The sequence below is a fragment of the Reinekea forsetii genome (assembly GCF_002795845.1).
Classification (GTDB): domain Bacteria; phylum Pseudomonadota; class Gammaproteobacteria; order Pseudomonadales; family Natronospirillaceae; genus Reinekea; species Reinekea forsetii.
In genome coordinates this window covers 2,872,879-2,896,516 of record NZ_CP011797.1, presented here as the reverse complement: position 1 = coordinate 2,896,516, position 23,638 = coordinate 2,872,879, and the positions used below count along the sequence as shown (strand labels likewise).

Below are 23,638 nucleotides of genomic sequence, written 5' to 3'. Positions count from 1 at the left end.
GTAAATCTTTTGTTCATGGCAACTGTTCTGCTAGAATGGAAGGCTTGTAAGTCTTAAATGTGGTATCAGTCACCAAATGGTCAATCAGCGAACCCTGAAAAATACGATTAAAGCTACGGGTGTAGGATTACACTCGGGCAAAAAGGTCTATTTAACCTTGAAGCCAGCGCCGGTCGACACTGGTATAGTCTTCGTGCGGACCGATTTAGAGGTCCCAGTTGAAATTAAAGCCCACGCCCTGAACGTGGGTGACACGACTTTGTCTACGACATTGGTAAATGGCGATGTCAGTGTTGATACCGTCGAACACCTGCTGTCGGCCTGCGCCGGACTTGGTATCGATAATGCTTTTATCGAGGTCAGCGCCCCGGAAGTCCCGATAATGGACGGCAGTGCAGGTCCTTTTGTGTTTTTGCTGCAGTCAGCAGGCATTGTGGAACAGGAACGGCCCAAGCGTTTTATTCGAGTATTGAAATCGATCAACGTTCAAGATGGCGATAAATTTGCCCGTTTCGAACCTTATGACGGCTTCAACATCAAATTCACCATCGATTTTGATCATCCTGTGTTTCGAAATCGCTCACAGGTGACCGAATTTGAGTTCTCGACCTCCGCCTTTGTAAAAGAAGTGTCGCGCGCGCGCACCTTCGGCTTTATGCGCGATTTTGAGTACCTGCGAGCGAATAACCTGGCCCTTGGCGCCAGCGTGAATAATGCTATTGCCGTGGATGACTATCGCGTCCTCAACGAAGATGGTCTGCGCTACGAAGATGAATTCGTCAAGCACAAGGTCCTTGATGCAGTCGGCGACCTCTATCTGCTGGGTCATAGCCTGATCGGGCGATTTGTCGGCTATAAATCAGGCCACGGGTTGAATAATATTCTCCTACGGGAGCTGTTAAAGAACCCCGATGCTTGGGAATTCGCAACCTACGACGATACCAATGAAGCTCAAATGCCAATCGCTTTTGCGCCGGTTATCGCTGTGGGTACCTGATAGATGAAGATCATCCTGGTCAGCAGCAAGCATGGTCGTTCCACGATGGTATCCGTTTGGATGTTAGTGCCGGTCTTATTTGTGCTGGTGTCGACAATAACGGGGGCCGGATACCTCGGCTATCAATACCTGCGCCCGATCCAATCGGATATTGTCGATCAAAATGCTTCGCTGATTTGGCTGGACCGCATTGAAAATCAGGCGGCTCAGGTTGAAAAAACCCGTGTCTATACTGAGGAGCAAATCAACGCTCTGCGTATCCGCCTGGCTCAGCTGCAGGCCCGGCTGACCCGGCTCGATGCGCTCGGTGAACGCTTAGTCGATGTTGCCAGTCTCGATAAGGGCGAATTCGATTTCTCTGTTCCTCCTGCAGTGGGCGGCCCAGAGTCTGAATTTGTCGATTATCAAGCCCCCGATTTTGTCAATATTCTTGATGAGTTGGCCAATCAGATTGATAATCGAGAGCAACAGCTGCGGGTGTTGAACTCCTTGCTGGGCGACCGAAAAATCCAGAACGAAACCTTCGTCGCTGGCCGGCCGATAAAACGCGGCTGGATGAGCTCTCGTTACGGCTATCGTAACGATCCGTTTTCAGGCAACTTGGCCTGGCATGAAGGCGTCGATTTCGCCGGTAAAAACGGCTCCGATATTGTTTCAGTCGCCTCTGGTGTAGTTACCTGGGCTGGAACTCGGTCAGGTTACGGTAAATTGGTCGAAATCAATCATGGCAATGGCTTCGTAACCCGTTACGCCCATTGTGATGAGATTCTTGTCGAGCTGGGTGATGTGGTCACCAAGGGGGATATAATATCCTTAATGGGCAGTACTGGCCGATCGACAGGTCCTCATGTGCATTTCGAAGTGCTGTTTAATGGCAAGGCAGTGGATCCTGCCAAATATATCAACCGGGTTGCTCGGTTCTAATTCCTCAGTAGAATCCACCCCGCCCGGGGTGGCTTGCGAGACTGGTTTTATCACTCCTGTTGTCAATTCAAGACAATTTCAAAGACATCCCGCCTTGTGATCTGTATAGTTACCCCAACCCTAAATGCCTGAAAACTCAACAGAAATCAGCCTCTATGTTCACTAAAATTGCCCGTAAAGTGATCGGAAGTAAAAACGATCGCGAAGTTAAGCGACTCAATAAGATCGTCGCTAAGATTAACGAATTTGAAGCCCCCTATGCGGAATTGACCGACGATGGCATCAAGGCCAAGACAGTCGAATTCCGAGAGCGCCACAGTCAAGGCGAAGCCCTCGATCTGCTTATCCCTGAGGCCTTTGCTTTAGTGCGCGAAGCCAGCAAACGCGCCATGGGCATGCGCCACTTCGACGTTCAAATGATCGGTGGTATGGTCTTGCATCAAGGCAAGGTCTCCGAAATGAAGACCGGCGAGGGTAAAACCCTCGTCGCGACCTTGGCTGCCTACCTCAACGCGCTGCCGAGCAAGGGCGTGCACGTCATTACCGTCAATGATTATCTGGCGCGACGTGATTCCAAGTGGATGACTCCGCTCTACAATGCACTCGGACTCAGTGTCGGTGTGGTGGTTAATCAGCAAGACCCGGTCGAAAAGCGTCAAGCCTACCAAGCCGATATCACTTACGGCACCAATAATGAATTTGGTTTCGATTATCTGCGCGACAACATGGCCTTCCGTATGGAAGACAAGTTTCAGCGCGGTCATGGCTTTGCCATCGTCGATGAAGTGGATTCGATTTTGATCGATGAAGCCCGTACCCCACTGATTATTTCGGGTGCGGCGGAGGATTCCAGTGCTCGCTATATTGAAGTGAATAAGCTGATCCCGAGTTTGACGCGCGGCTATGCGGCTGTTGAGACCCAACCGGAAGTCGCCGGTGATTTTATAATTGATGAAAAGCAACGCAGCGTCGAACTAACCGAAGCCGGCCATGAAAAGGTGGAAGCTCTGCTGATCAAAGCCGGCTTATTGCCTGACGGGGAAAGCCTCTATTCGCCCACCAACCTTATTTTGTTTCATCATGTAATGGCGGGTGTGCGTGCTCACCATGTGTTCCACAGGGACGTCGACTACCTGGTGCAAGATGATCAGGTTGTTATTGTCGATGAACATACCGGTCGAACCATGCCCGGGCGGCGTTGGAGTGAAGGCCTACATCAGGCGGTCGAAGCCAAAGAGGGCCTGTCGGTTCAAAAAGAGAACCAAACCCTTGCTTCCACCACTTTTCAAAACTATTTCCGTCTTTATGACAAACTATCGGGTATGACTGGCACCGCCGATACTGAGGCGTTCGAGCTGCGAGAAATTTACGGTTTAGATGTTGTGGTTATCCCGACCAATCAAACCGTGGTGCGTAAAGATGCCAATGATCTGGTCTATCTCAGTGAGGTCGATAAGTACGCCGCGGTTATCGAAGAAATCAAGAAGATCGTTGCCGAACAACGACCTGTATTGGTCGGTACTGCCTCGGTCGAGGCATCGGAGCGTATTTCTCTAGCCCTAGACAAGGCTGGCATGAAGCACAACGTACTCAATGCCAAGCAGCACGCGAGCGAAGCTGAAGTTATCGCCCAGGCTGGCATGGCCGGTTCTGTGACCATCGCTACTAACATGGCAGGCCGAGGTACCGATATCGTTTTAGGCGGCAATCTCGATGCGATTTTGGCCAAGCTCGAGGGCGCTAGCGAGGCAGAACTCGCCAACGCGCGACAAGAGTGGGCGGCACGTCAGCAGGCGGTTAAGGATTCAGGTGGTCTGCATATTATCGGTACTGAGCGGCATGAATCTCGCCGTATCGATAATCAGCTGCGCGGCCGAGCCGGTCGCCAAGGCGATCCGGGTTCATCCCGTTTCTTCTTGTCACTCGATGACAATCTGATGCGCATCTTTATGCCACCGAGCATGAAAAATATGTTCAGTAAGTTGGGCATGGGCGAAGGTGAGCCGATTGAAGCTAAGATGGTCTCTAACGCCATCGAAAAGGCCCAACGCAAGGTGGAAAACCGCAACTTCGATATTCGAAAGCAGTTACTCGAATACGACGATGTGGCCAACGATCAACGAACCGTCATCTACCAGCAGCGTGATGAACTGATGATCGCTGAAGACATCCGCGACATCATCGAAAAGATCCGTCTCGATGTCACCAATCAGTTGATCGATAATCATATCGAGCCCAGCAGTATTCCTGAACAGTGGGATATTGAAGGACTGGAACGGGAGTTGGAAGCCGAACTGGGCACTCGTCTGGCTATTCAAACCTGGCTAGATCAGGACGAAAATCTGCTTGAGGCTGCTATCCGAGAGCGAATTATTAGCGACTTGTCTGATGCCTACCAGAACAAGGAAACGGTTGTCGGGGAGAGCAATTTCCGCCAATTTGAAAAACAGGTCATGTTGCAGGTACTCGATCAGCATTGGAAAGAACACCTCTACAATATGGATCACTTGCGCCAGGGCATTCATTTGCGTGGCTATGCTCAGAAGAACCCGAAACAAGAGTACAAGCGTGAATCCTTCGAGTTGTTTCAGAACATGTTGTCCGAAGTGAAGTTCCAAACAGTGAAATACCTGTCCTTGGTCCAGGTTCGCTCGCCGGAGGAGGTGCAAGAAGAAGCTGCACGCCGCCAAGAGGCTGCCAAAGCTCGGATGAAGTTCGATAGCGCCCAGGCATCTGCGCTTAGCGCCGACAAGGCCCGTGCTCAATCGAGCCTCGAGCCGGTGCGCGGCACTCAGAAGGTCGGTCGTAACGAGCTCTGCCCTTGCGGTTCGGGTAAAAAATACAAGCAATGCCACGGCAAATTGAATTAGGCCGGGTCTAGCACCCACATTAGACCCTGTAGGGCGGTAGCGGATATGGCGGTAGGTGAAGGATTTACGGGCACGTTAGCGCCCATAGCAGGCATTACCATTGGTGTCGGCTGCGCCGGGATCAAGGTCGTCGGTCGGCGCGATCTGGTGATTTTTGAACTGTCCCCGGGCTCAACAATAGGGGCGGTCTTTACCCAAAACGCCTTCTGTGCGGCACCGGTGCAAATCTGCAAAGAGCATTTGAGCACTGACAAGCCCACGCGGTTTTTGGTGATCAATACCGGCAACGCGAACGCTGGCACGGGTCAACAGGGTCTGGATGATGCTCGGGAAACCTGTACCCGTTTGGCGGCACACAAATCGGTTGGCCCCGAACAGGTATTGCCCTTTTCAACCGGGGTGATCGGTGAGTATCTGCCCATGACCGCCTTGGCGAACGGCTTGCCCAATGCCCTAGCAACCCTAGCCACAGACAACTGGCACGATGCAGCGCAAGGTATCTTAACGACTGACACACGCCAAAAGGGTGCCAGTCGACAGTTTGAATATGGCAATGAAACCATTAGTGTGACCGGTATCGCCAAGGGATCGGGCATGATCAAACCTAATATGGCGACCATGCTGGCCTTTATCGGTACCGATGCCGCCATCGACCAAGACCTGTTGCAGCAGATTACCCGAGAGGCCGCTACGGCGTCGTTTAATCGCATTACCGTTGACAGCGATACCTCCACTAATGACGCTTGTGTCGTCATAGCGACGGGTAAGGCACAGGCCCCTCGGGTGACCAGCGCGACGGACCCGCTTTACCTCCATCTGTTAAAAACGATTAAAGAGTTGATGCTGTCGTTGGCCCAGCAAATTATCCGTGATGGTGAAGGTGCGAGTAAGTTTATCGAGGTTCGGGTCGAGGGCGCACAAGATACCGAAGAAGCCCTTGCCGTGGCCTTTTCGGTCGCCGACAGTCCGCTGTTTAAGACCGCCATGTCGGCTTCGGATGCCAACTGGGGGCGTATTTTGATGGCGGTCGGCAAAACCAAGATGGAGCGACTCGATGTCAACCTGGTCGATGTCTATCTCGGTGCTGTGCAAATTGTCAGGGCCGGACAGCGAGCGCAAGGCTATACCGAAGCGCAGGGTGCAGAAGTCGTCGCGCGGGAGGAGATCAGTGTGCGGATTGTCTTGAATCGTGGGGATTTTAACGAATCGGTATGGACCTCGGATCTGTCCCATGAATATGTGCGCATCAATGCTGAGTATCGCTCTTAGCTCTGGCATGTGGTTAAAAAAAAAGGCAAACCCTAGGGTTTGCCTTTTTTTATGGACCGCCATTAAGCGTCGTCCAAGCCCCTATTGATCAGGTTTTCCATCTCTTCGGAGAAGAAGTCATCCTCACTCAGGGCGGCGGGAAGCTTGTGGCCGCCACTGGCCCATTCGCCCAAATCGATTAGCCTGCAGCGCTCGGAACAGAAGGGTCGAAAGGCATTGGTCGCGTCGTATTGGGTTTTTTTCTGGCAGGTCGGGCAAAGAATAGTAGTCATGCATTCTCGAGTCAGGCTATTGGATTGTCGATAAGGTGACGGTGTAACCGTGTCACCCGCTCGTTCAGGTCGGTTAGATCGCCGCTGTTTTGAATAATATAATCGGCTCTAAGTCGCTTCTGATCTGCCGGCATTTGGCTGGCGATGATCGCGGCTATTGTATCAGGGGTTGAACCATCGCGCTGCAGTGCTCGCGCCATCTGCAAGTCAAGGTCGGTATCGACTAAGATCGTAACGGCGCAGAGGGTTTCCAGCCGGTTTTCATACAGCAGCGGCGCCTCGAGAATTTGATAGGGCGAATCATTGGCCGACTCGGCCAGCCTGCGATTGATCTCCGAACGAATCATCGGATGCATACACTGTTCTAACCAAGCCTTGGCTGTAGAGTCCTGAAAGATCAGTTGCCGGAGCTTGGCGCGGTTAAGGTGTTCACCCTCAAGCAATTCCGGACCGAAGTGGTCCACAATTTGCGCGAGCACGGGGCTGCCAGGCTCGACCAGCTCACGCGCCACGCGATCGGCATCGACACAAATGATGCCCAGTGCCTGAAACATGCCAGCAACCGTCGACTTGCCGGCACCAATACCGCCGGTCAGGCCAATAATCAAACCAGATACCCCAGATACCAGTTCATTATGCTCTGGCCCCAAAAGATATAAACCAGGGCGGCGCCACAGAGGTAAGGGCCGAACGGTATAGGCACCTGTCGATCGCGGCCCAGACTGAGAATCATCACGATACCGACCACCGCGCCCACCAGGGAGGACAATAATATTATCAGTGGTAGAGCAATCCAGCCAAACCAGGCACCGAAGGCGGCAAACAATTTAAAGTCACCATAGCCCATGCCGTCCTTGCCGGTAAGCAGTTTAAAGAGCCAGTAAATTGACCAGAGGCTGAGATAGCCTGCGGCGGCACCGATAACGGCACTGTTCAAGCTCACTATGATCTCTTGGCTGTTTAGCAGCAAACCGGCCCAGAGCAGGGGCAGGGTGAGGCTGTCGGGCAGTAGTTGGGTATCGACATCGATTAGGGTCAGGGTCACCAACACCCAGACCAGCGGAATAAGGCATAGACTGGTTAGAGACCAGCCAAACTGCCAAGCAACCAGCGCCGAGAGTAAGGCCGTGATGAGCTCCACTGCTGGGTAACGGGCCGAAATAGGCTTGTGACAGGCCGAACATCGAGCTCGAAGCATCAGCCAGCTGATCAGCGGAATGTTCTCCCAGGCCCGAATCTTGTGGCCGCACTGCGGGCAACTGGAGTCCGGTGTGACCAGATTGTAAGTCGGTTCCCGTTGGAGTCGATCGAGTAGGTCTACGTCACTATTGAACTGAGCCACTTCCACCGCCCAGGCCTTGTGCATCATCGCCGGTAGGCGGTAGATGACAACATTGAGAAAGCTGCCGATCAGTAAACCGACAATAAAGACGGTTACTATCAAGGCGCTGGTGTTTGTGGACAGATAGTCAATCATCAGATAACGGAACCCATTTGGAAGATCGGTAGGTACATTGCCACCACCAGACCACCGACTATAATGCCCAAGAAGGCCATAATCAAAGGTTCCATCATCGAGGTCAGGCCATCGACCAGGGTATCGACCTCCTCTTCATAGATTTCAGCGGCCTTGCTCAACATATCATCGAGCGCGCCAGACTGTTCACCTATAGAGACCATCTGAATCAGCATGGCCGGGAAGACGCCGGTTTCCTTCATCGAACCGGCCAGTTCGGAGCCGGTTTCGACCTCGTTCTTTACTGCCATGATGGCATTTTCATAGATGATATTGCCCGAAGCACCGGCCGCGCTTTCCAAGGCGCTGACCAACGGCACACCGGCGGCAAAGGTAGTCGACAGGGTGCGCGCATAACGGGCCATGGCCGATTGATAAACGATAGGGCCGAATACCGGCAGCTTAACCGATAGGCGCTGTAAGGCATGACGAAACATCCGGGAACGCTGATGAGACTGCTGAAACCCGATAAACAAGGCCACCAGTATAATCCCCAACAAAATCCCGTTCGCCTGCAGCCAATTGGACATATCCATCACTACTTGGGTCGGTACCGGCAGGTCGGCGCCGAAGCTTTCAAACATATTGGCAAACACTGGCACAACCTTGAGCAATAGGATAGCCGTGACAATGGCGGCGATGGACATGATCGTCGCCGGGTACTTCATGGCCGATTTTACCTTCTTTTTCACGCTTTCGGACTTTTCCTGATACAGCGCGACCCGATTGAGCATGGTCTCCAATGCGCCGGCCTGTTCGCCGGAGTCAACCAGTGAGCAATAGAGATCGTCGAACTGCTTGGGGTGTTCCCGTAGGGCACTGGCAAAGCCGCCGCCGCCGGAGACACTAACGGCCATCTTGTTTACTAAGACCGCCATGGTCTTATTTTCCAGTCCTTCGGCGACGATCTCGAAGGATTTCATAAGCGGCACACCCGCCTTCATCATGGTCGCCATTTGCCGGGTGAACACGGCGATATCGCTGGTACCGATCTTTTGGCCGCCGAAGAGGGCTATGTCTTTGCGTTTTTTGGCCAGTTTTTTAACCCGAATAACACCCTGTTTGCGCAGTTCGGCTTTAATAAAAGAGGGGTTCGTGCCGCTAATCTCACCGCGTTTTAGCTTGCCGTTACGATCGAGCCCTTCGTAGGAGAATATAGAGGTCTTTACTGTTGCAGTTGCCATAACCAAACCACCTTTAATCGGTTGTAATTCTGTTTACTTCTTCCAGACTGGTGACGCCCGAGGCCGCCTTCACCAGACCCGAGATCCTTAGGCTGTTAAAGCCCTCAACCTTGAACTGTTCATTGAGTTGGATCGCGTTTCCCTCATCCATAATAATACGGGACACGTCTGGGGTGATGCGAACCACTTCATAAATACCAACACGGCCCTTGTACCCGCCGGTGCAACTGTCACAACCCTTGGGTTTGAAGATTGTCGCCGTCTGGGCCAACTCACTGGAAAAGCCGGCCTTTACCAGCTGCTCTGCGCTTAAGTCGGCCGGCTCCTTACACTTGCTGCACAGCCGGCGGGCCAAACGTTGGGCGATAATGAGATTGATGGTGGTGGCCAGGTTAAAGGATGGCACACCCATATTGAGCATCCGGGTAATGGTTTCTGCCGCGCTATTGGTGTGCAGTGTCGACATGACCATGTGACCGGTCTGGGCTGCCTTAATGGCGATGGACGCCGTTTCCAGGTCGCGGATTTCGCCGACCATAATGATATCCGGGTCCTGGCGCAAAAAAGAGCGCAGGGCCGAGGAGAAGTCCAGGCCGACCTTGGTGTTGACGTTGACCTGGTTAATACCCTCTAGATTGATCTCGACCGGATCTTCGGCGGTTGAGATATTAATACCGTCCTGGTTAAGAATATTAATGCCGGTATAGAGGGAGACGGTTTTACCCGAACCCGTTGGGCCGGTCACTAAAATCATGCCTTGGGGTTTATCGAGTGCTTTTAGATACATTTCTTTTTGCACCAGTTCATAGCCCAATGCGTCGATGCCCATCTTGGCTGACGAGGGATCGAGAATCCGCATAACGATTTTTTCGCCAAACAGCGTCGGCAGGGTGTTGACGCGGAAATCGATGGCCTTGGTTTTGGAAATTTTTAACTTGATGCGCCCGTCCTGGGGTACACGGCGCTCGGAAATGTCCAGATTCGACATTACCTTCAAGCGCGCCGACATCTTTGGCCCTAGGGCAATGGGTGGCTTGGCCGCGGTTTGTAAAATGCCATCAATGCGGAAGCGGACCCGATAAGACTTTTCATAGGGTTCAAAATGCAGGTCCGACGCGCCTTTTTTAATCGCACTGAGCAGCATCTGGTTGATAAAGCGCACCACCGGGGCATCGTCGCTGCCGTCACCAACGGCCTTATCCTCCGCGCGAGTTTGGGTGTCGACCACATCAAGATCGTCGAGTCCCTCATCCTCTAAGTTATCGAACGCATCGGAGGCGTCATCGGTGATTCGCTCAATAAAGCTGCGCAACTTATCTTCTTCGACCAAGATCGCATCGACACTTAGGCCGGTGTGGAACTTGATTTCATCGATGGCCACTAGATTGGTTGGATCCGAGACCCCGACAAACAGGCGGGTGCCGCGCTTAACCAGCGGAATGGCGTGATGGGCGATAATGAGATTGTTGGCGATCAGATCTTTTGGGAACAGCTCAATATCGAACCCGTCCAGGTCAAAAAAGGGCGTGCCAAATTCATCGGCGGCAATGACCGCAATCTTGCGCGCACCGATCAGGTCGTTTTCGACCAGATAGGGCACCAGGCCCTTTTTCGCTCTGCTGGCCTCGTTGGCCGCGCTTACGGCGGCCTCTTCAGATATGGACCCCTCTACTACCAGGCGCCGTGCCAGGCCCCCTAATGCCATCGTCATAACGCCTTCCCATTGCTCACCATGGTGCAAAGTATAGACCAGTCAACCAAGGCCGCGAACTTAAGTCCGGTTGCCGACCGGGCCCAAAGACGAAATTTGTCGACTGGCGCAGCTAGTGACAATTCAGGTCAGTTTTGTGCCCTAGTGAGCGATCTGACAGGTTCTCTGTCATGGGTGACAAAAATGATTTCTTGCGTCAAAGCGAAGCATATTGGGCTTAACCTGGGTGCTAGCGAACTTGGCATATGAAATGCAATCTTCAATTCGAGCTCAGATGTAATCGGACAGCTGAGTAGGCATATAATCACCTCTGGAGTCGTTACTATGAAGAAACAACAAGGTTTTACTTTAATCGAACTGATGATCGTTGTGGCGATTATCGGCATATTGGCGGCCATCGCCATTCCTCAATATCAGGATTATATTGCGCGTACGCAAGTTCAACGTGTAGTCGGTGAATTATCCGGATTGAAGACTGCTGTTGAAGAAAATTTAATGCGCGGTAAATTAAACTTTAACTCGGCGGATCTCGGTTTTGTATCCTCCAACTTAGTGGATAACACACAGACAGCGGCAATTGCTGCGGCCGCCAAAACTGCTACTACGGCGCAAATTACTGCGGCAGGAATATCTGGCCTACGTGTTGGTGAAGAAGCAGCAGGTGACGGTACATTGGGTGCTCAGGAACCCTTTACTGATACCGGGGAAGGTACCATTTCATTACTGATGGCGAGTGGTGTTCTCGGTCAAGCAGCCGGTATTGTGAACGGAACGGTCATTAACTTGACTCGAGCTGGTAATGGAGCTTGGACCTGTACTATTGATTCAACTACGCCAGCTGGAGCAGATACCTGGAAAGTATCTTATGTGCCATCAGGTTGTGACTAATTTTAAATTAGGGTATTAGGGCGTAATTGTAAAAGGAAGCTGCTGGCTTCCTTTTTTTTGTCTACGGAAACCGACTCTCTTAGTATGAGTACAAGAGTGATTTACCAGAAAATATCCGAGTATTTTGGAGGGGATAGAATGAATAGATCTAGAGGTTTTACGTTAATTGAACTTATGGTGGTGGTGGCAATAATTGGTATATTAGCCTCCATTGCCCTAACCCAGTATCAAGATTATATAGCTCGGACTCAACTATCCAGATCGGTTGCTGAGTTGTCGGGATATAAGAGTGCTGTTGAGGAGTTTCTAACCCGAGGCGATCCAAGTTTTGATACGACCGATATTGGATATATTAAATCCAACTTGACCTTGGCTATTGTGATTGGTAATTCGGCGAGTGCAGGAGGACTGGCGCCTGCTAGCGGGCCCTTCAATAACGATGGTACTGGGGTATTAATAGTCCAGTTTGACAATAGCGGCTCCAATCAAGGCGCTTCAAATTTGCAAGGAACCATTGTGAATATCGCGCGTTTGATTTCTGGGCAGTGGCGCTGCACGGTCGATAGAACCGTGCCATTGGCTCAGGGCGGATGGAAAGATTCTTATCTTCCTGCTGGATGTAGTTGAAAGGACTAACCCACCAACCGCAAACTCAAATCCAATGAGCTTATATCCTTAGTCAACTTCCCCACCGAGACATAGTCCGGTAGCACGCCCGTCAGTTCGGCGATGCGCTCTAAATCCATATTGCCAGACGCCTCTAACTTGATCCGACCTTGGGTGAGTTTTACCGCCTCGGCGGTCTGCTGCACATTGAAGTTATCCAACATAATAACGTCTACCGGCAAGTCCAATGCCTCCAGTAACTGCTCCAGCGATTCCACCTCAACTTCGATTTTTTTGTCCGGCGCTATTTCTTGCGCGCGTTTCACGGCGTTGGCGATGCCGCCACAGCCGGCAATATGGTTTTCCTTGATCAAAAACATATCATACAAACCCAAGCGATGATTTTGGCAGCCGCCGACGGCGATGGCGTATTTCTGTGCTAAGCGTAAACCGGGTAGGGTCTTGCGAGTGTCGAGGATCACTAACGCCTTGCCGGCGACGGCCATGGCATAGCGCCGGGCCAGGGTTGCGCTGCCGCTCAGTGTTTGGAGGAAATTTAAGGCGCTGCGCTCGGCGGTTAGAATTGCGCGAGTATTGCCGCGTAGCTCAACCAGGATGTCGTTCGCGAGTAGGGTATCGCCGTCCTGCTTTAGCCAATTTAGCGTGACGGTTGGATCAATTTGCCGAAAGACTTCCTCGAACCACTCGCGGCCGCACAACACGCCGGGCTCCCGGGTGATGACCTGGGCTTGAGAGGTCTGTTGCGCAGGAATCAGCAGAGCGGTGATGTCGCCGCTGCCAAGATCTTCTTCGAGCGCGAAGCGGATCGATCGCACCAGGTGGTCGCGTAGGGTTTTGGCATAGGGCAGGTCGGCAATAAACATGGGTAATCAACTCGGTCAAACAGGTTAGGGGGCGGCCTGGTCAGGCGCGGCCATCAGCGCGCTTAGTTTACCTCGAGCCTTGGCCAGATGCGACTGGCCCAGCGACAAATGTCCACCTGGATGAAAATTGCGCACTATGACTTTCAGCTCTGGTAAAGTGGTAGGCTGTTTCATTACTGTATAGCTCTTCATCATTAGGAAAACGTTATGGATTTTCTATCGGTCATTCTCGCGTATCTGGTCTCGATCAGCCTATCGGGTCATGGCGAACCGGCCACAGCCTGGGTATTACGCTGGCGGGCCCACCTCCTTGGGCGCGACTTAGGTGCTAAATTGACAATGGTAATCTATGCCCTGTTACCAGCTCTGCTGGTCGCCTGTCTGCTGTGGTGGGTCGATAATTTTATTTTCAACCTGGTTCTGTCGGTAACTCTGCTGCTATTGGCCTTCCAGTCCGGTGATCAGCCCGAAAATCTTGCCCAGTACCAGCAGCTCACCGCTCAGGGTGAACGGCAGGGCGCCTGGCAGCTGGCTGTTGATGAGCTGGGCCTGGTCGGTGAAATCTATGAGCCAGACGACGAACTGTTGGACGAGGGAGTTCAGGCCGGTATGAGCTACCTCTACCTGGAGCGGTTTTTTGTTTCGGTATTCTGGTTTATGGCCTTTGGCGCACCCGGAGTGCTATTAGTCTGGTTAATGAGTACCGCTCTACGCGGTGAGCAAGCCGACGCCTTCTTTCAACGCGTTAAACAGGCACTCTATTGGATTCCGGTGCGCCTGATGGCCTTAACGCTGGGCCTAATGGGCAATTTCAGCCAGTGTTTCCAAGTTTGGCTGGAGCAGGCTCGTGATTTCGACCGCGACGATCGGGTCCTGTTGTTGATCTGTTTGAAATCGGCCTTGGGCTCCGTGGCGCCAGAGGAGATGTTGAATGAAACCTTGGCACTGATTAAACGCGCCCAAATGACTTGGCTGATAAGCTTGGCGGTGCTGTTGATTTTCGGTTTCTAGTCGAGAATTGGGTAACCGTTTGTCTTATAGCTAAAAGTTATCGATCTTATAGTTGGCTTGCGCTTGATTCTGGCGCGGAACACGCCATGCTATGACCTATTATCTGATTCAGTTTTTTGACCTTAGAGGGCACTTAGAACCATGAGCGTAAAACATCATTCCCTAATTATTTTGGGATCCGGCCCGGCCGGCTACACGGCGGCAATCTATGCGGCCCGCGCGAACTTATCACCGGTTGTTATCACAGGTATGGAAATGGGCGGTCAGTTGACCACCACCACCGAGGTCGAGAACTGGCCAGGCGGGCATGCCGAATTGCAGGGCCCGGAACTGATGGAGCAGATGAAGGAGCATGCGGAGCGTTTCGACACCAACATTATCTTCGATCATATTCACACCACGGACCTGAGCAAGCGACCCTTTACGCTGATCGGCGATCAGGGCACCTACAGCTGTGATGCCCTGATTATTTCTACCGGCGCCAGCGCCCAATATCTTGGCCTGGAGAGTGAAGAGGCCTTTAAAGGCAAGGGCGTCTCAGCCTGTGCCACCTGCGATGGTTTCTTCTATCGCAACAAGGAAGTCTGCGTTGTCGGTGGTGGTAACACTGCGGTCGAGGAAGCGCTTTACCTGGCCAACATTGCCAGCAAGGTTCATGTTGTGCATCGACGGGATACCTTCCGATCGGAAAAGATCCTGTCCGATCGCCTGATGGCCAAGGTCGCCGAAGGCAAGGTCGAGTTGCATCTGCACAATACACTCGATGAAGTGCTCGGCGACGAGATGGGCGTGACCGGTATTCGACTGAAAAGCACCCAAGACGGCAGCACCAAAGAGGTTGCCGTACACGGTTGTTTTATCGCCATCGGTCATACGCCCAACACCGGGATCTTTGCCGGTCAATTAGAGATGAGTGGTGGTTATATCAAGGTGCAATCGGGCCTCGAGGGCAATGCCACCGCAACCAGTGTTGAAGGGGTGTTTGCAGCCGGAGACGTCATGGATCATCACTATCGGCAAGCCATTACTTCATCCGGAACCGGCTGCATGGCCGCGCTCGATGCTGAGAAATTTCTCGATAGCTAAGTTTGAACGGCGTCGCCTAAGCGGGCGGGTCAAACTTAAAAGGGCAGCTTAGGGCTGCCCTTTTTTATGCTCAACACTTACGCCGACGTCAATTGACCTAATGCGGCCCCCTTAACGGGGTAAGTTGACATTCACTTCTAGAATCGAGCAGTTGCCATTGTCATTGAGATCGATCTGCAATTGATCGTGCTCAATATCGACATATTTACGGATTACCGCCAATATATCGTTCTGCAGGGCCGGCAAATAGTCCGGGGCGTTGCGAGCCCGTCGTTCATGGGCCACAATCACCTTGAGCCGCTCTTTGGCTATATTGGCCGATTGAGGCGCCTTGTCGCGTGAAAATATATCAAAAAACGCCATATCAACCTCCAAAAACGCGTTGCAGAAGGCCTTTTTTCTGGACCTCCAGGAAACGATGGGGTCGCTCTTCACCCAGCAGGCGCGCCACCGTATCTTTATAGGCCTGGCCGGCATCGCTTTTCTCATCGAGAATAACCGGCGTACCATTATTCGAGGCGTTTAACACCGCCTGACTTTCAGGAATAATGCCAATCAACGGGACGGCTAGAATATCCTCTATGTCCTCGATGCTGAGCATTTCGCCGCGAGCGGCTCGGGCCGGATCGAAGCGGCTGATCAAGAGGTGTTCCTTGACCGGAGGCTGATCGTTTTCAGCCCGGAAGCTTTTACTCTGTAAAATCCCTAAAATACGGTCGCTGTCGCGGACCGACGACACTTCAGGGTTGGTCACCACTATGGCCTCGTCGGCGTAATAAAGGGCCATCAGGGCACCGTGTTCAATGCCCGCCGGCGAATCGCAGATGATGTACTCAAAGGTTTCACTGAGTTTATCGAGGATGATCTTAACGCCTTCTTTGGTCAGCGCATCCTTGTCGCGAGTTTGTGACGCCGGCAAAATAAACAGATTCTCACTGCGTTTGTCCTTGATCAATGCCTGGTTTAACAGGGCGTCGCCCTGGATGACATTGACGAAATCGAACACCACCCGGCGCTCGCAATTCATAATGATATCGAGATTACGCAGACCAATGTCAAAATCGATCACCACGGTTTTGCGTCCGGCCAATGCCAGACCCATACTGATGGCCGCGCTCGTGGTGGTTTTGCCTACGCCGCCTTTACCAGACGTAACAACGATAATAGTCGCCAAGGGTCATTCCTTCTTAGGGATTAAGTTAAAGGGGGTAGACTAACGGAAGCTGAATGCTGGATCAATTAAGCGCTATAAATAGTCGATTAAAATATTGTTATCCACTAGATGACAGCGGGCCGCGCCGCTGCCATCAGGGAAATTTTCCTGAACCAGATAGGTGCCGGCAATGGCGATAAGCTCCGCCTGCATCTTCTGACAAACTACCTCACTCTGCTCCCGTCCTTGCGCACCGGCAATCGCTCGGCCGCGCAAGGTGCCATAAATATGAATATTGCCATCGGCGACAACCTCCGCACCGGCGCTGACTTGGTTCATTATCAGTAAATTGGCATTGCGCGCATAAATTTGCTGGCCAGAGCGAATGGGCGTGCTGATTACCTGGGTCTTGCGGATGCTTTCTGCCTGCTCAATAGGCGCACTGTTGGTCTTCGGTTTTGCTCCCGAGCGCGGCTCTATCCAAGCCAAATTCAGGCTGAACGCCAACGCCTGATGGTGTTCCCTGTTGCCCGTTAGCGCATAGGGAATCAGTTTTTCGCTCCGGCAGCCGACAATGATGGCTTCTAATTGAGCCGGGTCGACTTCACCCTCGAGGGCACTGAGGTCCAATATGGTCGGTGCATACAGAAACAGAGCCGGTGCCTTGCGCAATGTGTCTACCAACAGGCTTTGGAAATCTGCCACCACTAAACTGGTGACGGGTATTTGGTGGCTGGCGACCCTGCGGCTGCGTAATTTAAAGGCTGGCTTGATGGGTGAGTTCATTTATGTCCGTCTATAAAGTCTTGCAGGGCGCGTTCGCGGGAGTTTTTACGTTCCAGCGAGTCGTGGATGGTCGGTGTCGATGCGCGACTTTCACAATCGGTCAGTGGGCAGCGCTCACAGGTCTCATTGACGTCGGAATTGGGCACGCTGGCGTCGTTCCAAAAGGCGGCCTTGTTTTTAAACTGATCATTGATCAAGAACCCCAGCGTCATGCCGGTATTGGTGTTTTCACCTAAGGACTTGCTGCGCACAACCGCTATATTGAAAAACGTCTTGTCTTGGCCGACAAAGGTGCTGCGTTGGGCAGACACCTGCACCAGCTCCTGTGTCGACTTCTGGTCAGCGAGGTTTTTCAGCCCGGCTGTGGCCGCCCAACGGCGACAATGGTGTTCGCCTGGGCCAATGCTGCGCGGTGTGAACACATTGGTCAGGTTGAGTTCCTTGGTGATCCGGAAGTCATTGTTATCGAGCTGATGATTGAGCCGCATGTAGTGCATCTTGGACAGGCCAAAGTGGGTTGGCATCAGTTGAGACATGCGGTAGAGAAACATTTCCGGCGTCGCGTCGTACTGGCTCATGAGTTTCGACAAGGCATCGCCTTGAAAGGTGTCATGGGTCAGCCAATGCGACAGGTCCTTGATGATTTGCTTTTCCGGAATCAGCAGCGCACCGGCAAAATAAGAGACCTTGAAGTGGTTAAAGACCTGTTCAAAGGTTTCCACCTTAATCCAGGAAGACGTCTCGGCGCGAACCTTTAACTTCAGAATGCGATAACCAATTTCGCGCGCCAAGATAAACTTTTTTTGCTGCGGCAGTAGTTTAGAGTTTATCCACAGCTGTTTTGGGCTCGGGCAGATCGAGCGCAAGGGCTGTAATTCGGGCGAGCCACTGAAGTCATCATAATGAATAGTGCACTGAAATTCGTCGCGCAGCATGGCTTCCAGCCAGCTTTGGCCGATGCCGCTGCTTTCAGCAATGCGATTTTGCAGGCGAAAATCGTGCGCTGCGGCCTCGAGCTCTTCGAAGTAGTTTAAATGCATCTTTTGATAGGAACGTAAGGATGCGAGCAAGAAATGCTCGACGTTCATATCGTAACCGCGACTTATCTCCAATAAGGTCCGGACAAAGGCGCCGGCTTTACTGGGCGAGTCATTGACGAGATCGAATATGTCGGCTAAACCGATACCAAACTGCTTGAGCGGGAAGTCTTTTAATACGGGTGAATTGAGCAGAGCCGAGAGCGGATTTAAATCATCATCCAGTTGCAGGGAAACCAGTTCATCAAAGGTTCTGTTCAATGCATAGGCGATTTGGACGATCTTTTCGGGCTTTGGGTACTTTTTGCCCTTTTCGATTTCGCTCAGGTAGGATATCGATAGTCCTGTTTTTTCGGACAGCTGTTTCAGGGAGAAACCGGCTGTTAGCCGAAATTGCTTGATCTTAACCCCAAGTATGAATCTTAAGCTTTCGCTGTTTATTTCCATGCAGTTCTCTAGTTCGCCAGTAGCGAAATGGATTTTAGAGACTGTTGGCCCTTAACTCAATGCTATGTTGTGAATAGCGTCCCAGCTTTACCGATAGGGGCCTACCAGATGTGGACTTGGCGTACTCATTAGGTCGAAATGTTCGATCAAAAGATTTTTTAACTCGGCCTTGATCCAATGGGGAACTGGCAATTCGGCGACCTTTTGGTACCATTAAAGCCCACTCATGTGGGTGCGTCAGCAGGGTAGTCGGCGTTAGATTGTTACAAGGAACATCAGGTATGGATAAAGTGAACCGTTCGCGGCGCATTCATTTCTTAATGCAATATGTGCCTGAAATCTTAGCGCCGGAAGTCGGCATCTATTTCGGTGAACATGTCATACGGGTCAACAACCAATTGTGCCTGGTGGTCAATATCGCTGGTGAAGTGGGCATTCGGGCGCTCCATCCAGCCTTGGCAGCCGAACTCACCGATCTGTGCCAAAAGCGGCACTGGGTCGCCCACGGCAGGGTCTATGAACAATGGTTTCTGCTGCCCGATACGGTTGCTCTAAGCGAAGATCGAGTAAAAGCCTGGATCCGTTCATCGGCGGAAGAAGTTCTGCGTTTGTCGCTTATCAGCGCCATCCCCAATCGACAGATGAAATCCTTTGGTGCTTAGGTGCTTAGGTGCTCCGGTTAGACTCCTTTGCGAGTCTGTCATCTGATCTGAGCGATCCTCTGCTCCCGCCCAGCGTTAGAAGGCTCGATCCACGATCCATGTTGCGTCTGCCTGAGCAGTTAGCTGGCCAGCAGCAAGAAGCTTAGGTTGAGCAAAAGCAACGTAATCATTAGGGCCGTTGGGGTGCGGTCGGTATACGGCAGATCTAGAGTCCGCCACCAAACTCTGAGCACAGCGTTAAAGCACAGCGCCATAAACAACGCTAGGCCACAGGAGGACAGCGTCAATCTGCCAGCCGACAATTGGCCTGCAAGTGCCAAGAGTATGAGCTGACTGGTGGCGAAATAGACCGGCCAGCGCCGTAAACCATGCTTTGGGTTGTTGATCAGGTTAGCCAAGAAGCCAAGAAAAAAGGTCAGTAGGCTTAGTTCGAAAAATGCCTCAACCTGGTCGGCGACCAAGTAATGACGGGCGAACCGACTGCTTGTTATGACCAGTATGCAGAAGCCAGAGACGGCCATAAAAGCCAAGCGAACCTGCCCGGATAAGGCCAGCCAGATAGCTATCATGCCGAACTCGAGGTAGACCAGTGAGCTGTTGGTTAAGGCCGTCGCGGCCAGCCAAAGGTCTGCGCCATGCCAGCTGACCGAGTAATCTAAAAACAATGAATCCTGGCTTAAGGGGCTCAATGCCCACAGCGCCATGAAGGCCGCCGTCGTTACACCGAGCAACAACAGTGCAGAGATGGGCCATCGGTCAGCCTGTTCACGGGTCAGCCAGCCGAGGCCATGGAGTCGTTCAGGGTGGGTGTGGTGATAGATTACCAGCGCACCGCCAGTTGCTACCATGGTCGTTAGCGCATAGACGATAAGGGCGCGAGTACCGAGTGGCTGCAATATCCATAATTGGGAGAGTTCACCGGTGTAATAACCCGGTAATAGATAGGCAGGCGCCCATGCCAAGGCCGTCACGGCGCTCAGCGGGGCGAACAATCGGCCGGGCATGCCAAGGGTGCCGGCGATCATCGGAATGACCGGCCGCAATGGGCCGAGAAATCGGGCAATTATCACGCTTAACCATCCCCAACGATGAAAAAACCATTCCCCGTGTTGAATCCAATTTTTGTGTCGAGCCACCCAGGACCATTGATAGAGCCGATTTTTCAGTCTGAAGCCAATAAAAAAACTGATCAGGTCGCCGCACAGGGCACCGGTGCCGCCGGCGATCAAGAGGGCCAGAGGACCAATGCCAATATGGTTAGCCAGGGCCGATAGAGAAAAGAGCAAGACTATGCCGGGCACAAGGATGCCGAGTAGGGCAAAGGACTCTAAAAACGCGACTAGCCAAAGCGCCGTTAGGAGCAAGGCAGGGTATTCGGCAATCCAATTCATGGGAGACTCAGTAGGTTAATCGGCGGGGAGTTTACCGCTCTTAGCATTCCGATGTCGGGCGGATTTACCACTTAGGGTAGTTTATTGGCTCGGCAATTGAGTTTGCAGGCAATATGGCCATAGAGGTCAACGACAGAGCAAGGTATAATGCGTTCCGTAATCCTAGTCCAGAATAGAATAATGACCTCCACGACACTAATAGACTATATGACCACTTTGGGCCAGCAGGCGCGAGCAGCATCGGCGCAGATGGCAAAAAGCGAAACGGCGCAAAAAAATCGTGCATTACTGGCAACCGCTGCGGCTGTGCTTGAGATGCAAGAAAGTTTGTTGGCGGCCAATCAGGCCGATCTAGACGCAGGCCGTGCCAAGGGCTTAAGTGCGGCGCTGCTCGATCGACTGGAACTCACCCCGGCGCGTATTGCCGCCATGGTGGTTGGGCTGGAGCAGGTCGCGGCCTTACCAGACCCGATCGGCAGCATCAGTGAGCTGGATTATCGACCGAGTGGTATTCAGATTGGCAAAATGCGTGTGCCACTGGGGGTTATCGGCATCATCTATGAATCGCGTCCTAATGTAACAATTGAAGCGGCCAGTCTGTGTCTGAAGTCGGGCAATGCCGTTATCCTGCGCGGTGGCAGTGAAGCCATTCGGTCCAATGCGGCCTTGGCCCTGTGCATACAGCAAGGCTTGCGTGCCAGTGGCTTGCCGGAGACCGCCGTGCAGGTGGTCGCGACCACCGATCGCGCCGCGGTTCACCAGCTGATCACCATGCCCGAATATGTCGACGTTATCGTGCCGCGCGGTGGTAAAGGTTTGATCGCACGCGTTTCAGCCGATGCCCGAGTGCCGGTGATTAAGCATTTGGATGGCAACTGCCATGTTTATATCGATGTTAACGCCGATCCCGAAAAGGCCGTGCGTATTGCGATTAACGCCAAAACGCGCCGCTATGGTGTCTGCAACGCCTTGGAGACGCTCTTGCTGGAAGCGACCCAAGCCAACGCTTTGCTGCCCGAGTTGAAGCGACAGTTCGACGCTAAGGGTGTCGAGTTGCGTGGTTGTGAGCAGACGCAGGCAATCATTGATTGCTCAGCGGCGACACAAGAGGACTGGGCTACCGAATACTTAGCGCCCATTCTTGCCATCAAGGTGGTCGCAAATTTGGACCAGGCGATCGATCATATCAATATGTATGGCAGCCATCACACCGATAGCATCGTAACCGAAAACTACAGTTCTGGCCGGCGGTTTCTGCGTGAAGTTGACTCAGCGTCGGTGATGATTAATGCCTCTACCGCCTTTGCTGACGGTTTTGAATATGGCCTAGGCGCCGAAATTGGCATTTCAACTGATAAGATTCATGCCCGAGGGCCGGTCGGTTTGGTCGGTCTGACCTCACAGAAATATATAGTGCTCGGAGACGGTCAGATACGTGAGTCTTAATAGGCCCATATTGGCGGTTTACGGCGGCACCTTTGATCCATTCCATCTTGGCCATGCGGCAGTGTGTAATAGGGTTCTGGCAGAGCCCGATGTCGCTCAGCTACGCCTAATACCCTGTTCGGTTCCGGCCTTGAAGGATGGCGCGACCGCCAACAGCGAGCATCGCTTGCGAATGTTGGAGTTGTGGCAGCAAACAAGCCCAAATCGAGACCGGATTCAGGTTGATGGACAAGAACTACAGCGCCTAGGGCCAAGCTATACGGCCGATACCATCGCCAGCCTGATAGCCCAATGGCCAGCGCATAAGATTGTGTTTGTACTCGGCAGTGATGCCTGGAACAGTCTGCCGTTGTGGCGTCAATTTGAACAACTGGCGAGCGAAATTTCATTTTGGGTGTTTAGTCGCTCCGGGGCTACCCCGATCGATTATCATCAGGCACTAACCGCCTGTAGCACCCAGCAAGACTTTTTAAATGCACAAGCCGGACACTTTTGGATAGACCAGGGTGTGCAAATACCCCTGTCTTCAAGTGAATTGCGGCAAACAGACGATTTTGAAAATTGGCCAGTACCGTTGGTCGTTCAAAATTATATTACCGAACATAACCTGTACCGAAAATCGGCAGGGTTGGACAAAAGTGAACGTATAAATGACCGATAAAAGCTTAAAAGAAAAAAACGCCCACGGTGCCAAGTTGACCGAGGCGGTGATCGAAGCGCTTGAAAACATTAAGGCAACCGATATTCAGGTATTGGACGTACGTGCCCAAACGCAACTGATGGATACCCTGGTTATCGCATCCGGCACCTCTACTCGCCATATTGCCGCGGTAGTGAACAGCGTCGCAGATGACCTAAAAGGCATTGGCTTTATTGCCAATCACCAGGAAGGCGAGAGCGGTTCTGATTGGGTCTTGTTGGATTTTACCGATCTGGTCTTGCACGTGATGCTGCCCGATGCCCGTGCTCTGTATGATCTGGAACGACTCTGGTCTGGTTTGACGCCCGACTCGGAGTAAGGTTGCGGTTATGAAGATCAGAGTCTTGGCTGTGGGTCCGAAAATGCCGGCATGGGTAAATGATGGGGCAGGTGACTATTTAAAGCGTCTGCCTCGGGAATTACCGGTTGAGTTTGTGACCCTGTCATTGGGCAATAGAGGTAAAAATCAGCCTGCTGAGAAGGCTATCGCCCAAGAAGGTGACTCGATGTTGGCTGCGATTCGCGATTCCGATCACGTTGTCGCGCTTGATTTACACGGTCAAGCCTGGTCAACGGAACAGTTATCGGGTCAACTACAGCATTGGCGTGAGCAGGCCAAGGATGTCATTATTTTGATCGGCGGTCCGGACGGGCTCGATCCTCGTGCCCTGGCACGGGCTGACCAACGCTGGTCCTTGTCGAACCTGACCCTGCCACATCCACTGGTTCGAGTCCTGCTCGCGGAGCAAGTGTATCGCGCTTGGAGTATCAGTCAGAATCACCCGTACCATAAGTAGC

General features: G+C 52.4%; 24 protein-coding genes. 13 read left to right on the top strand and 11 right to left on the bottom strand.

The features are described from left to right. Nucleotides 1-76 precede the first annotated feature (76 nt). The 4 genes from lpxC to argJ all read left to right on the top strand — a co-directional run bounded on the left by lpxC (nt 77) and on the right by argJ (nt 6,060). Nucleotides 77-997, top strand: coding sequence for a UDP-3-O-acyl-N-acetylglucosamine deacetylase (gene lpxC, locus REIFOR_RS13255; RefSeq protein ID WP_100258018.1), 921 nt, complete (start codon nt 77-79; stop codon nt 995-997). Nucleotides 998-1,000: 3 nt separating this feature from the next. Continuing rightward, the gene (locus REIFOR_RS13250; RefSeq protein WP_100258017.1) at nt 1,001-1,921 is read left to right on the top strand and encodes a M23 family metallopeptidase; all 921 of its coding nucleotides are present in this window, start codon (nt 1,001-1,003) and stop codon (nt 1,919-1,921) included. A 155-nt stretch (nt 1,922-2,076) separates the two neighbouring features. Then, nucleotides 2,077-4,791 (top strand): preprotein translocase subunit SecA, encoded by a 2,715-nt coding sequence (secA, locus tag REIFOR_RS13245; RefSeq protein WP_100258016.1) that lies wholly within the window; start codon nt 2,077-2,079, stop codon nt 4,789-4,791. 45 nt (nt 4,792-4,836) lie between these two features. After that, the gene (gene argJ / locus REIFOR_RS13240) at nt 4,837-6,060 is read left to right on the top strand and encodes a bifunctional glutamate N-acetyltransferase/amino-acid acetyltransferase ArgJ (protein ID WP_100258015.1); all 1,224 of its coding nucleotides are present in this window, start codon (nt 4,837-4,839) and stop codon (nt 6,058-6,060) included. A gap of 62 nt (nt 6,061-6,122) precedes the next feature. On the opposite strand, the gene REIFOR_RS13235 is transcribed toward argJ, so the two are convergent. The 5 genes from REIFOR_RS13235 to pilB are packed head-to-tail and all read right to left on the bottom strand — an operon-like array spanning nt 6,123 to nt 10,737. After that, a complete protein-coding gene (locus REIFOR_RS13235) occupies nt 6,123-6,332 on the bottom strand; it encodes a DNA gyrase inhibitor YacG (protein WP_100258014.1) in 210 nt (69 codons plus the stop codon). A gap of 11 nt (nt 6,333-6,343) precedes the next feature. Beyond that, nucleotides 6,344-6,940, bottom strand: coding sequence for a dephospho-CoA kinase (coaE, locus tag REIFOR_RS13230; protein WP_227003691.1), 597 nt, complete (start codon nt 6,938-6,940; stop codon nt 6,344-6,346). Next, entirely contained in the window at nt 6,937-7,809 is an 873-nt protein-coding gene (locus REIFOR_RS13225; protein ID WP_100258013.1) for a prepilin peptidase, read from the bottom strand. The genes coaE and REIFOR_RS13225 overlap by 4 nt, the downstream gene beginning before the upstream one ends. After that, a complete protein-coding gene (locus tag REIFOR_RS13220) occupies nt 7,809-9,032 on the bottom strand; it encodes a type II secretion system F family protein (protein WP_100258012.1) in 1,224 nt (407 codons plus the stop codon). Before REIFOR_RS13220 ends, REIFOR_RS13225 begins: the two co-directional genes overlap by 1 nt. Nucleotides 9,033-9,045: 13 nt before the next feature. Next, the gene (pilB, locus tag REIFOR_RS13215; protein ID WP_100258788.1) at nt 9,046-10,737 is read right to left on the bottom strand and encodes a type IV-A pilus assembly ATPase PilB; all 1,692 of its coding nucleotides are present in this window, start codon (nt 10,735-10,737) and stop codon (nt 9,046-9,048) included. 330 nt (nt 10,738-11,067) lie between these two features. Here pilB and REIFOR_RS13210 point away from each other — a divergent pair, with 330 nt between their 5' ends. Next, nucleotides 11,068-11,631 (top strand): pilin, encoded by a 564-nt coding sequence (locus REIFOR_RS13210; RefSeq protein ID WP_100258011.1) that lies wholly within the window; start codon nt 11,068-11,070, stop codon nt 11,629-11,631. Between the two features lie 138 nt (nt 11,632-11,769). After that, nucleotides 11,770-12,258, top strand: coding sequence for a pilin (locus tag REIFOR_RS13205; protein ID WP_100258010.1), 489 nt, complete (start codon nt 11,770-11,772; stop codon nt 12,256-12,258). Between the two features lie 5 nt (nt 12,259-12,263). On the opposite strand, the gene nadC is transcribed toward REIFOR_RS13205, so the two are convergent. After that, on the bottom strand, nt 12,264-13,121 hold the full coding sequence (nadC, locus tag REIFOR_RS13200) for a carboxylating nicotinate-nucleotide diphosphorylase (RefSeq protein WP_100258009.1): 858 nt from the start codon (nt 13,119-13,121) through the stop codon (nt 12,264-12,266). A gap of 207 nt (nt 13,122-13,328) precedes the next feature. Between nadC and ampE the strand changes: the two genes are divergently transcribed. Then, nucleotides 13,329-14,132, top strand: coding sequence for a regulatory signaling modulator protein AmpE (ampE, locus tag REIFOR_RS13195; protein ID WP_100258008.1), 804 nt, complete (start codon nt 13,329-13,331; stop codon nt 14,130-14,132). A 141-nt stretch (nt 14,133-14,273) separates the two neighbouring features. Continuing rightward, nucleotides 14,274-15,218, top strand: coding sequence for a thioredoxin-disulfide reductase (gene trxB, locus REIFOR_RS13190; protein ID WP_100258007.1), 945 nt, complete (start codon nt 14,274-14,276; stop codon nt 15,216-15,218). Nucleotides 15,219-15,329: 111 nt separating this feature from the next. On the opposite strand, the gene minE is transcribed toward trxB, so the two are convergent. The 4 genes from minE to REIFOR_RS13170 all read right to left on the bottom strand — a co-directional run bounded on the left by minE (nt 15,330) and on the right by REIFOR_RS13170 (nt 18,641). Continuing rightward, on the bottom strand, nt 15,330-15,581 hold the full coding sequence (gene minE / locus REIFOR_RS13185) for a cell division topological specificity factor MinE (RefSeq protein ID WP_100258006.1): 252 nt from the start codon (nt 15,579-15,581) through the stop codon (nt 15,330-15,332). A gap of 1 nt (nt 15,582) precedes the next feature. Then, complete coding sequence (gene minD / locus REIFOR_RS13180; RefSeq protein WP_100258005.1) at nt 15,583-16,392, bottom strand: septum site-determining protein MinD; 810 nt, start codon at nt 16,390-16,392, stop codon at nt 15,583-15,585. 72 nt (nt 16,393-16,464) lie between these two features. Then, a complete protein-coding gene (gene minC / locus REIFOR_RS13175) occupies nt 16,465-17,157 on the bottom strand; it encodes a septum site-determining protein MinC (protein ID WP_100258004.1) in 693 nt (230 codons plus the stop codon). Next, nucleotides 17,154-18,641, bottom strand: a complete 1,488-nt coding sequence (locus REIFOR_RS13170; protein ID WP_100258003.1) for an XRE family transcriptional regulator — start codon at nt 18,639-18,641, stop codon at nt 17,154-17,156. The genes minC and REIFOR_RS13170 overlap by 4 nt, the downstream gene beginning before the upstream one ends. Before the next feature lie 281 nt (nt 18,642-18,922). Here REIFOR_RS13170 and REIFOR_RS13165 point away from each other — a divergent pair, with 281 nt between their 5' ends. Beyond that, nucleotides 18,923-19,303 (top strand): hypothetical protein, encoded by a 381-nt coding sequence (locus REIFOR_RS13165; protein WP_100258002.1) that lies wholly within the window; start codon nt 18,923-18,925, stop codon nt 19,301-19,303. Nucleotides 19,304-19,422: 119 nt separating this feature from the next. Here the strand turns inward: REIFOR_RS13165 and REIFOR_RS13160 are convergent, their stop codons facing one another. Beyond that, entirely contained in the window at nt 19,423-20,694 is a 1,272-nt protein-coding gene (locus tag REIFOR_RS13160; protein WP_100258001.1) for a DedA family protein, read from the bottom strand. 180 nt (nt 20,695-20,874) lie between these two features. Between REIFOR_RS13160 and REIFOR_RS13155 the strand changes: the two genes are divergently transcribed. From REIFOR_RS13155 to rlmH, 4 genes are read left to right on the top strand one after another with little or no spacing between them, the layout of a single operon-like run. Continuing rightward, on the top strand, nt 20,875-22,140 hold the full coding sequence (locus REIFOR_RS13155) for a glutamate-5-semialdehyde dehydrogenase (protein WP_227003690.1): 1,266 nt from the start codon (nt 20,875-20,877) through the stop codon (nt 22,138-22,140). Continuing rightward, on the top strand, nt 22,130-22,801 hold the full coding sequence (gene nadD / locus REIFOR_RS13150; RefSeq protein ID WP_100257999.1) for a nicotinate (nicotinamide) nucleotide adenylyltransferase: 672 nt from the start codon (nt 22,130-22,132) through the stop codon (nt 22,799-22,801). Before REIFOR_RS13155 ends, nadD begins: the two co-directional genes overlap by 11 nt. Then, entirely contained in the window at nt 22,791-23,159 is a 369-nt protein-coding gene (gene rsfS / locus REIFOR_RS13145; RefSeq protein ID WP_100257998.1) for a ribosome silencing factor, read from the top strand. Before nadD ends, rsfS begins: the two co-directional genes overlap by 11 nt. A 10-nt stretch (nt 23,160-23,169) precedes the next feature. Then, entirely contained in the window at nt 23,170-23,637 is a 468-nt protein-coding gene (gene rlmH / locus REIFOR_RS13140; RefSeq protein ID WP_100257997.1) for a 23S rRNA (pseudouridine(1915)-N(3))-methyltransferase RlmH, read from the top strand. Nucleotide 23,638: the final 1 nt, after the last annotated feature.

Bases quoted from the DNA above. Each gene is read 5' to 3' on its own strand.
- lpxC (WP_100258018.1), top strand. From the start codon at position 77: ATGGTCAATCAGCGAACCCTGAAAAATACGATTAAAGCTACGGGTGTA.
- REIFOR_RS13250 (WP_100258017.1), top strand. From the start codon at position 1,001: ATGAAGATCATCCTGGTCAGCAGCAAGCATGGTCGTTCCACGATGGTA.
- secA (WP_100258016.1), top strand. From the start codon at position 2,077: ATGTTCACTAAAATTGCCCGTAAAGTGATCGGAAGTAAAAACGATCGC.
- argJ (WP_100258015.1), top strand. From the start codon at position 4,837: ATGGCGGTAGGTGAAGGATTTACGGGCACGTTAGCGCCCATAGCAGGC.
- REIFOR_RS13235 (WP_100258014.1), bottom strand. From the start codon at position 6,332: ATGACTACTATTCTTTGCCCGACCTGCCAGAAAAAAACCCAATACGAC.
- REIFOR_RS13225 (WP_100258013.1), bottom strand. From the start codon at position 7,809: ATGATTGACTATCTGTCCACAAACACCAGCGCCTTGATAGTAACCGTC.
- REIFOR_RS13220 (WP_100258012.1), bottom strand. From the start codon at position 9,032: ATGGCAACTGCAACAGTAAAGACCTCTATATTCTCCTACGAAGGGCTC.
- pilB (WP_100258788.1), bottom strand. From the start codon at position 10,737: ATGGCATTAGGGGGCCTGGCACGGCGCCTGGTAGTAGAGGGGTCCATA.
- REIFOR_RS13210 (WP_100258011.1), top strand. From the start codon at position 11,068: ATGAAGAAACAACAAGGTTTTACTTTAATCGAACTGATGATCGTTGTG.
- REIFOR_RS13205 (WP_100258010.1), top strand. From the start codon at position 11,770: ATGAATAGATCTAGAGGTTTTACGTTAATTGAACTTATGGTGGTGGTG.
- nadC (WP_100258009.1), bottom strand. From the start codon at position 13,121: ATGTTTATTGCCGACCTGCCCTATGCCAAAACCCTACGCGACCACCTG.
- ampE (WP_100258008.1), top strand. From the start codon at position 13,329: ATGGATTTTCTATCGGTCATTCTCGCGTATCTGGTCTCGATCAGCCTA.
- trxB (WP_100258007.1), top strand. From the start codon at position 14,274: ATGAGCGTAAAACATCATTCCCTAATTATTTTGGGATCCGGCCCGGCC.
- minE (WP_100258006.1), bottom strand. From the start codon at position 15,581: ATGGCGTTTTTTGATATATTTTCACGCGACAAGGCGCCTCAATCGGCC.
- minC (WP_100258004.1), bottom strand. From the start codon at position 17,157: ATGAACTCACCCATCAAGCCAGCCTTTAAATTACGCAGCCGCAGGGTC.
- REIFOR_RS13170 (WP_100258003.1), bottom strand. From the start codon at position 18,641: ATGGAAATAAACAGCGAAAGCTTAAGATTCATACTTGGGGTTAAGATC.
- REIFOR_RS13165 (WP_100258002.1), top strand. From the start codon at position 18,923: ATGGATAAAGTGAACCGTTCGCGGCGCATTCATTTCTTAATGCAATAT.
- REIFOR_RS13160 (WP_100258001.1), bottom strand. From the start codon at position 20,694: ATGAATTGGATTGCCGAATACCCTGCCTTGCTCCTAACGGCGCTTTGG.
- REIFOR_RS13155 (WP_227003690.1), top strand. From the start codon at position 20,875: ATGACCTCCACGACACTAATAGACTATATGACCACTTTGGGCCAGCAG.
- rsfS (WP_100257998.1), top strand. From the start codon at position 22,791: ATGACCGATAAAAGCTTAAAAGAAAAAAACGCCCACGGTGCCAAGTTG.
- rlmH (WP_100257997.1), top strand. From the start codon at position 23,170: ATGAAGATCAGAGTCTTGGCTGTGGGTCCGAAAATGCCGGCATGGGTA.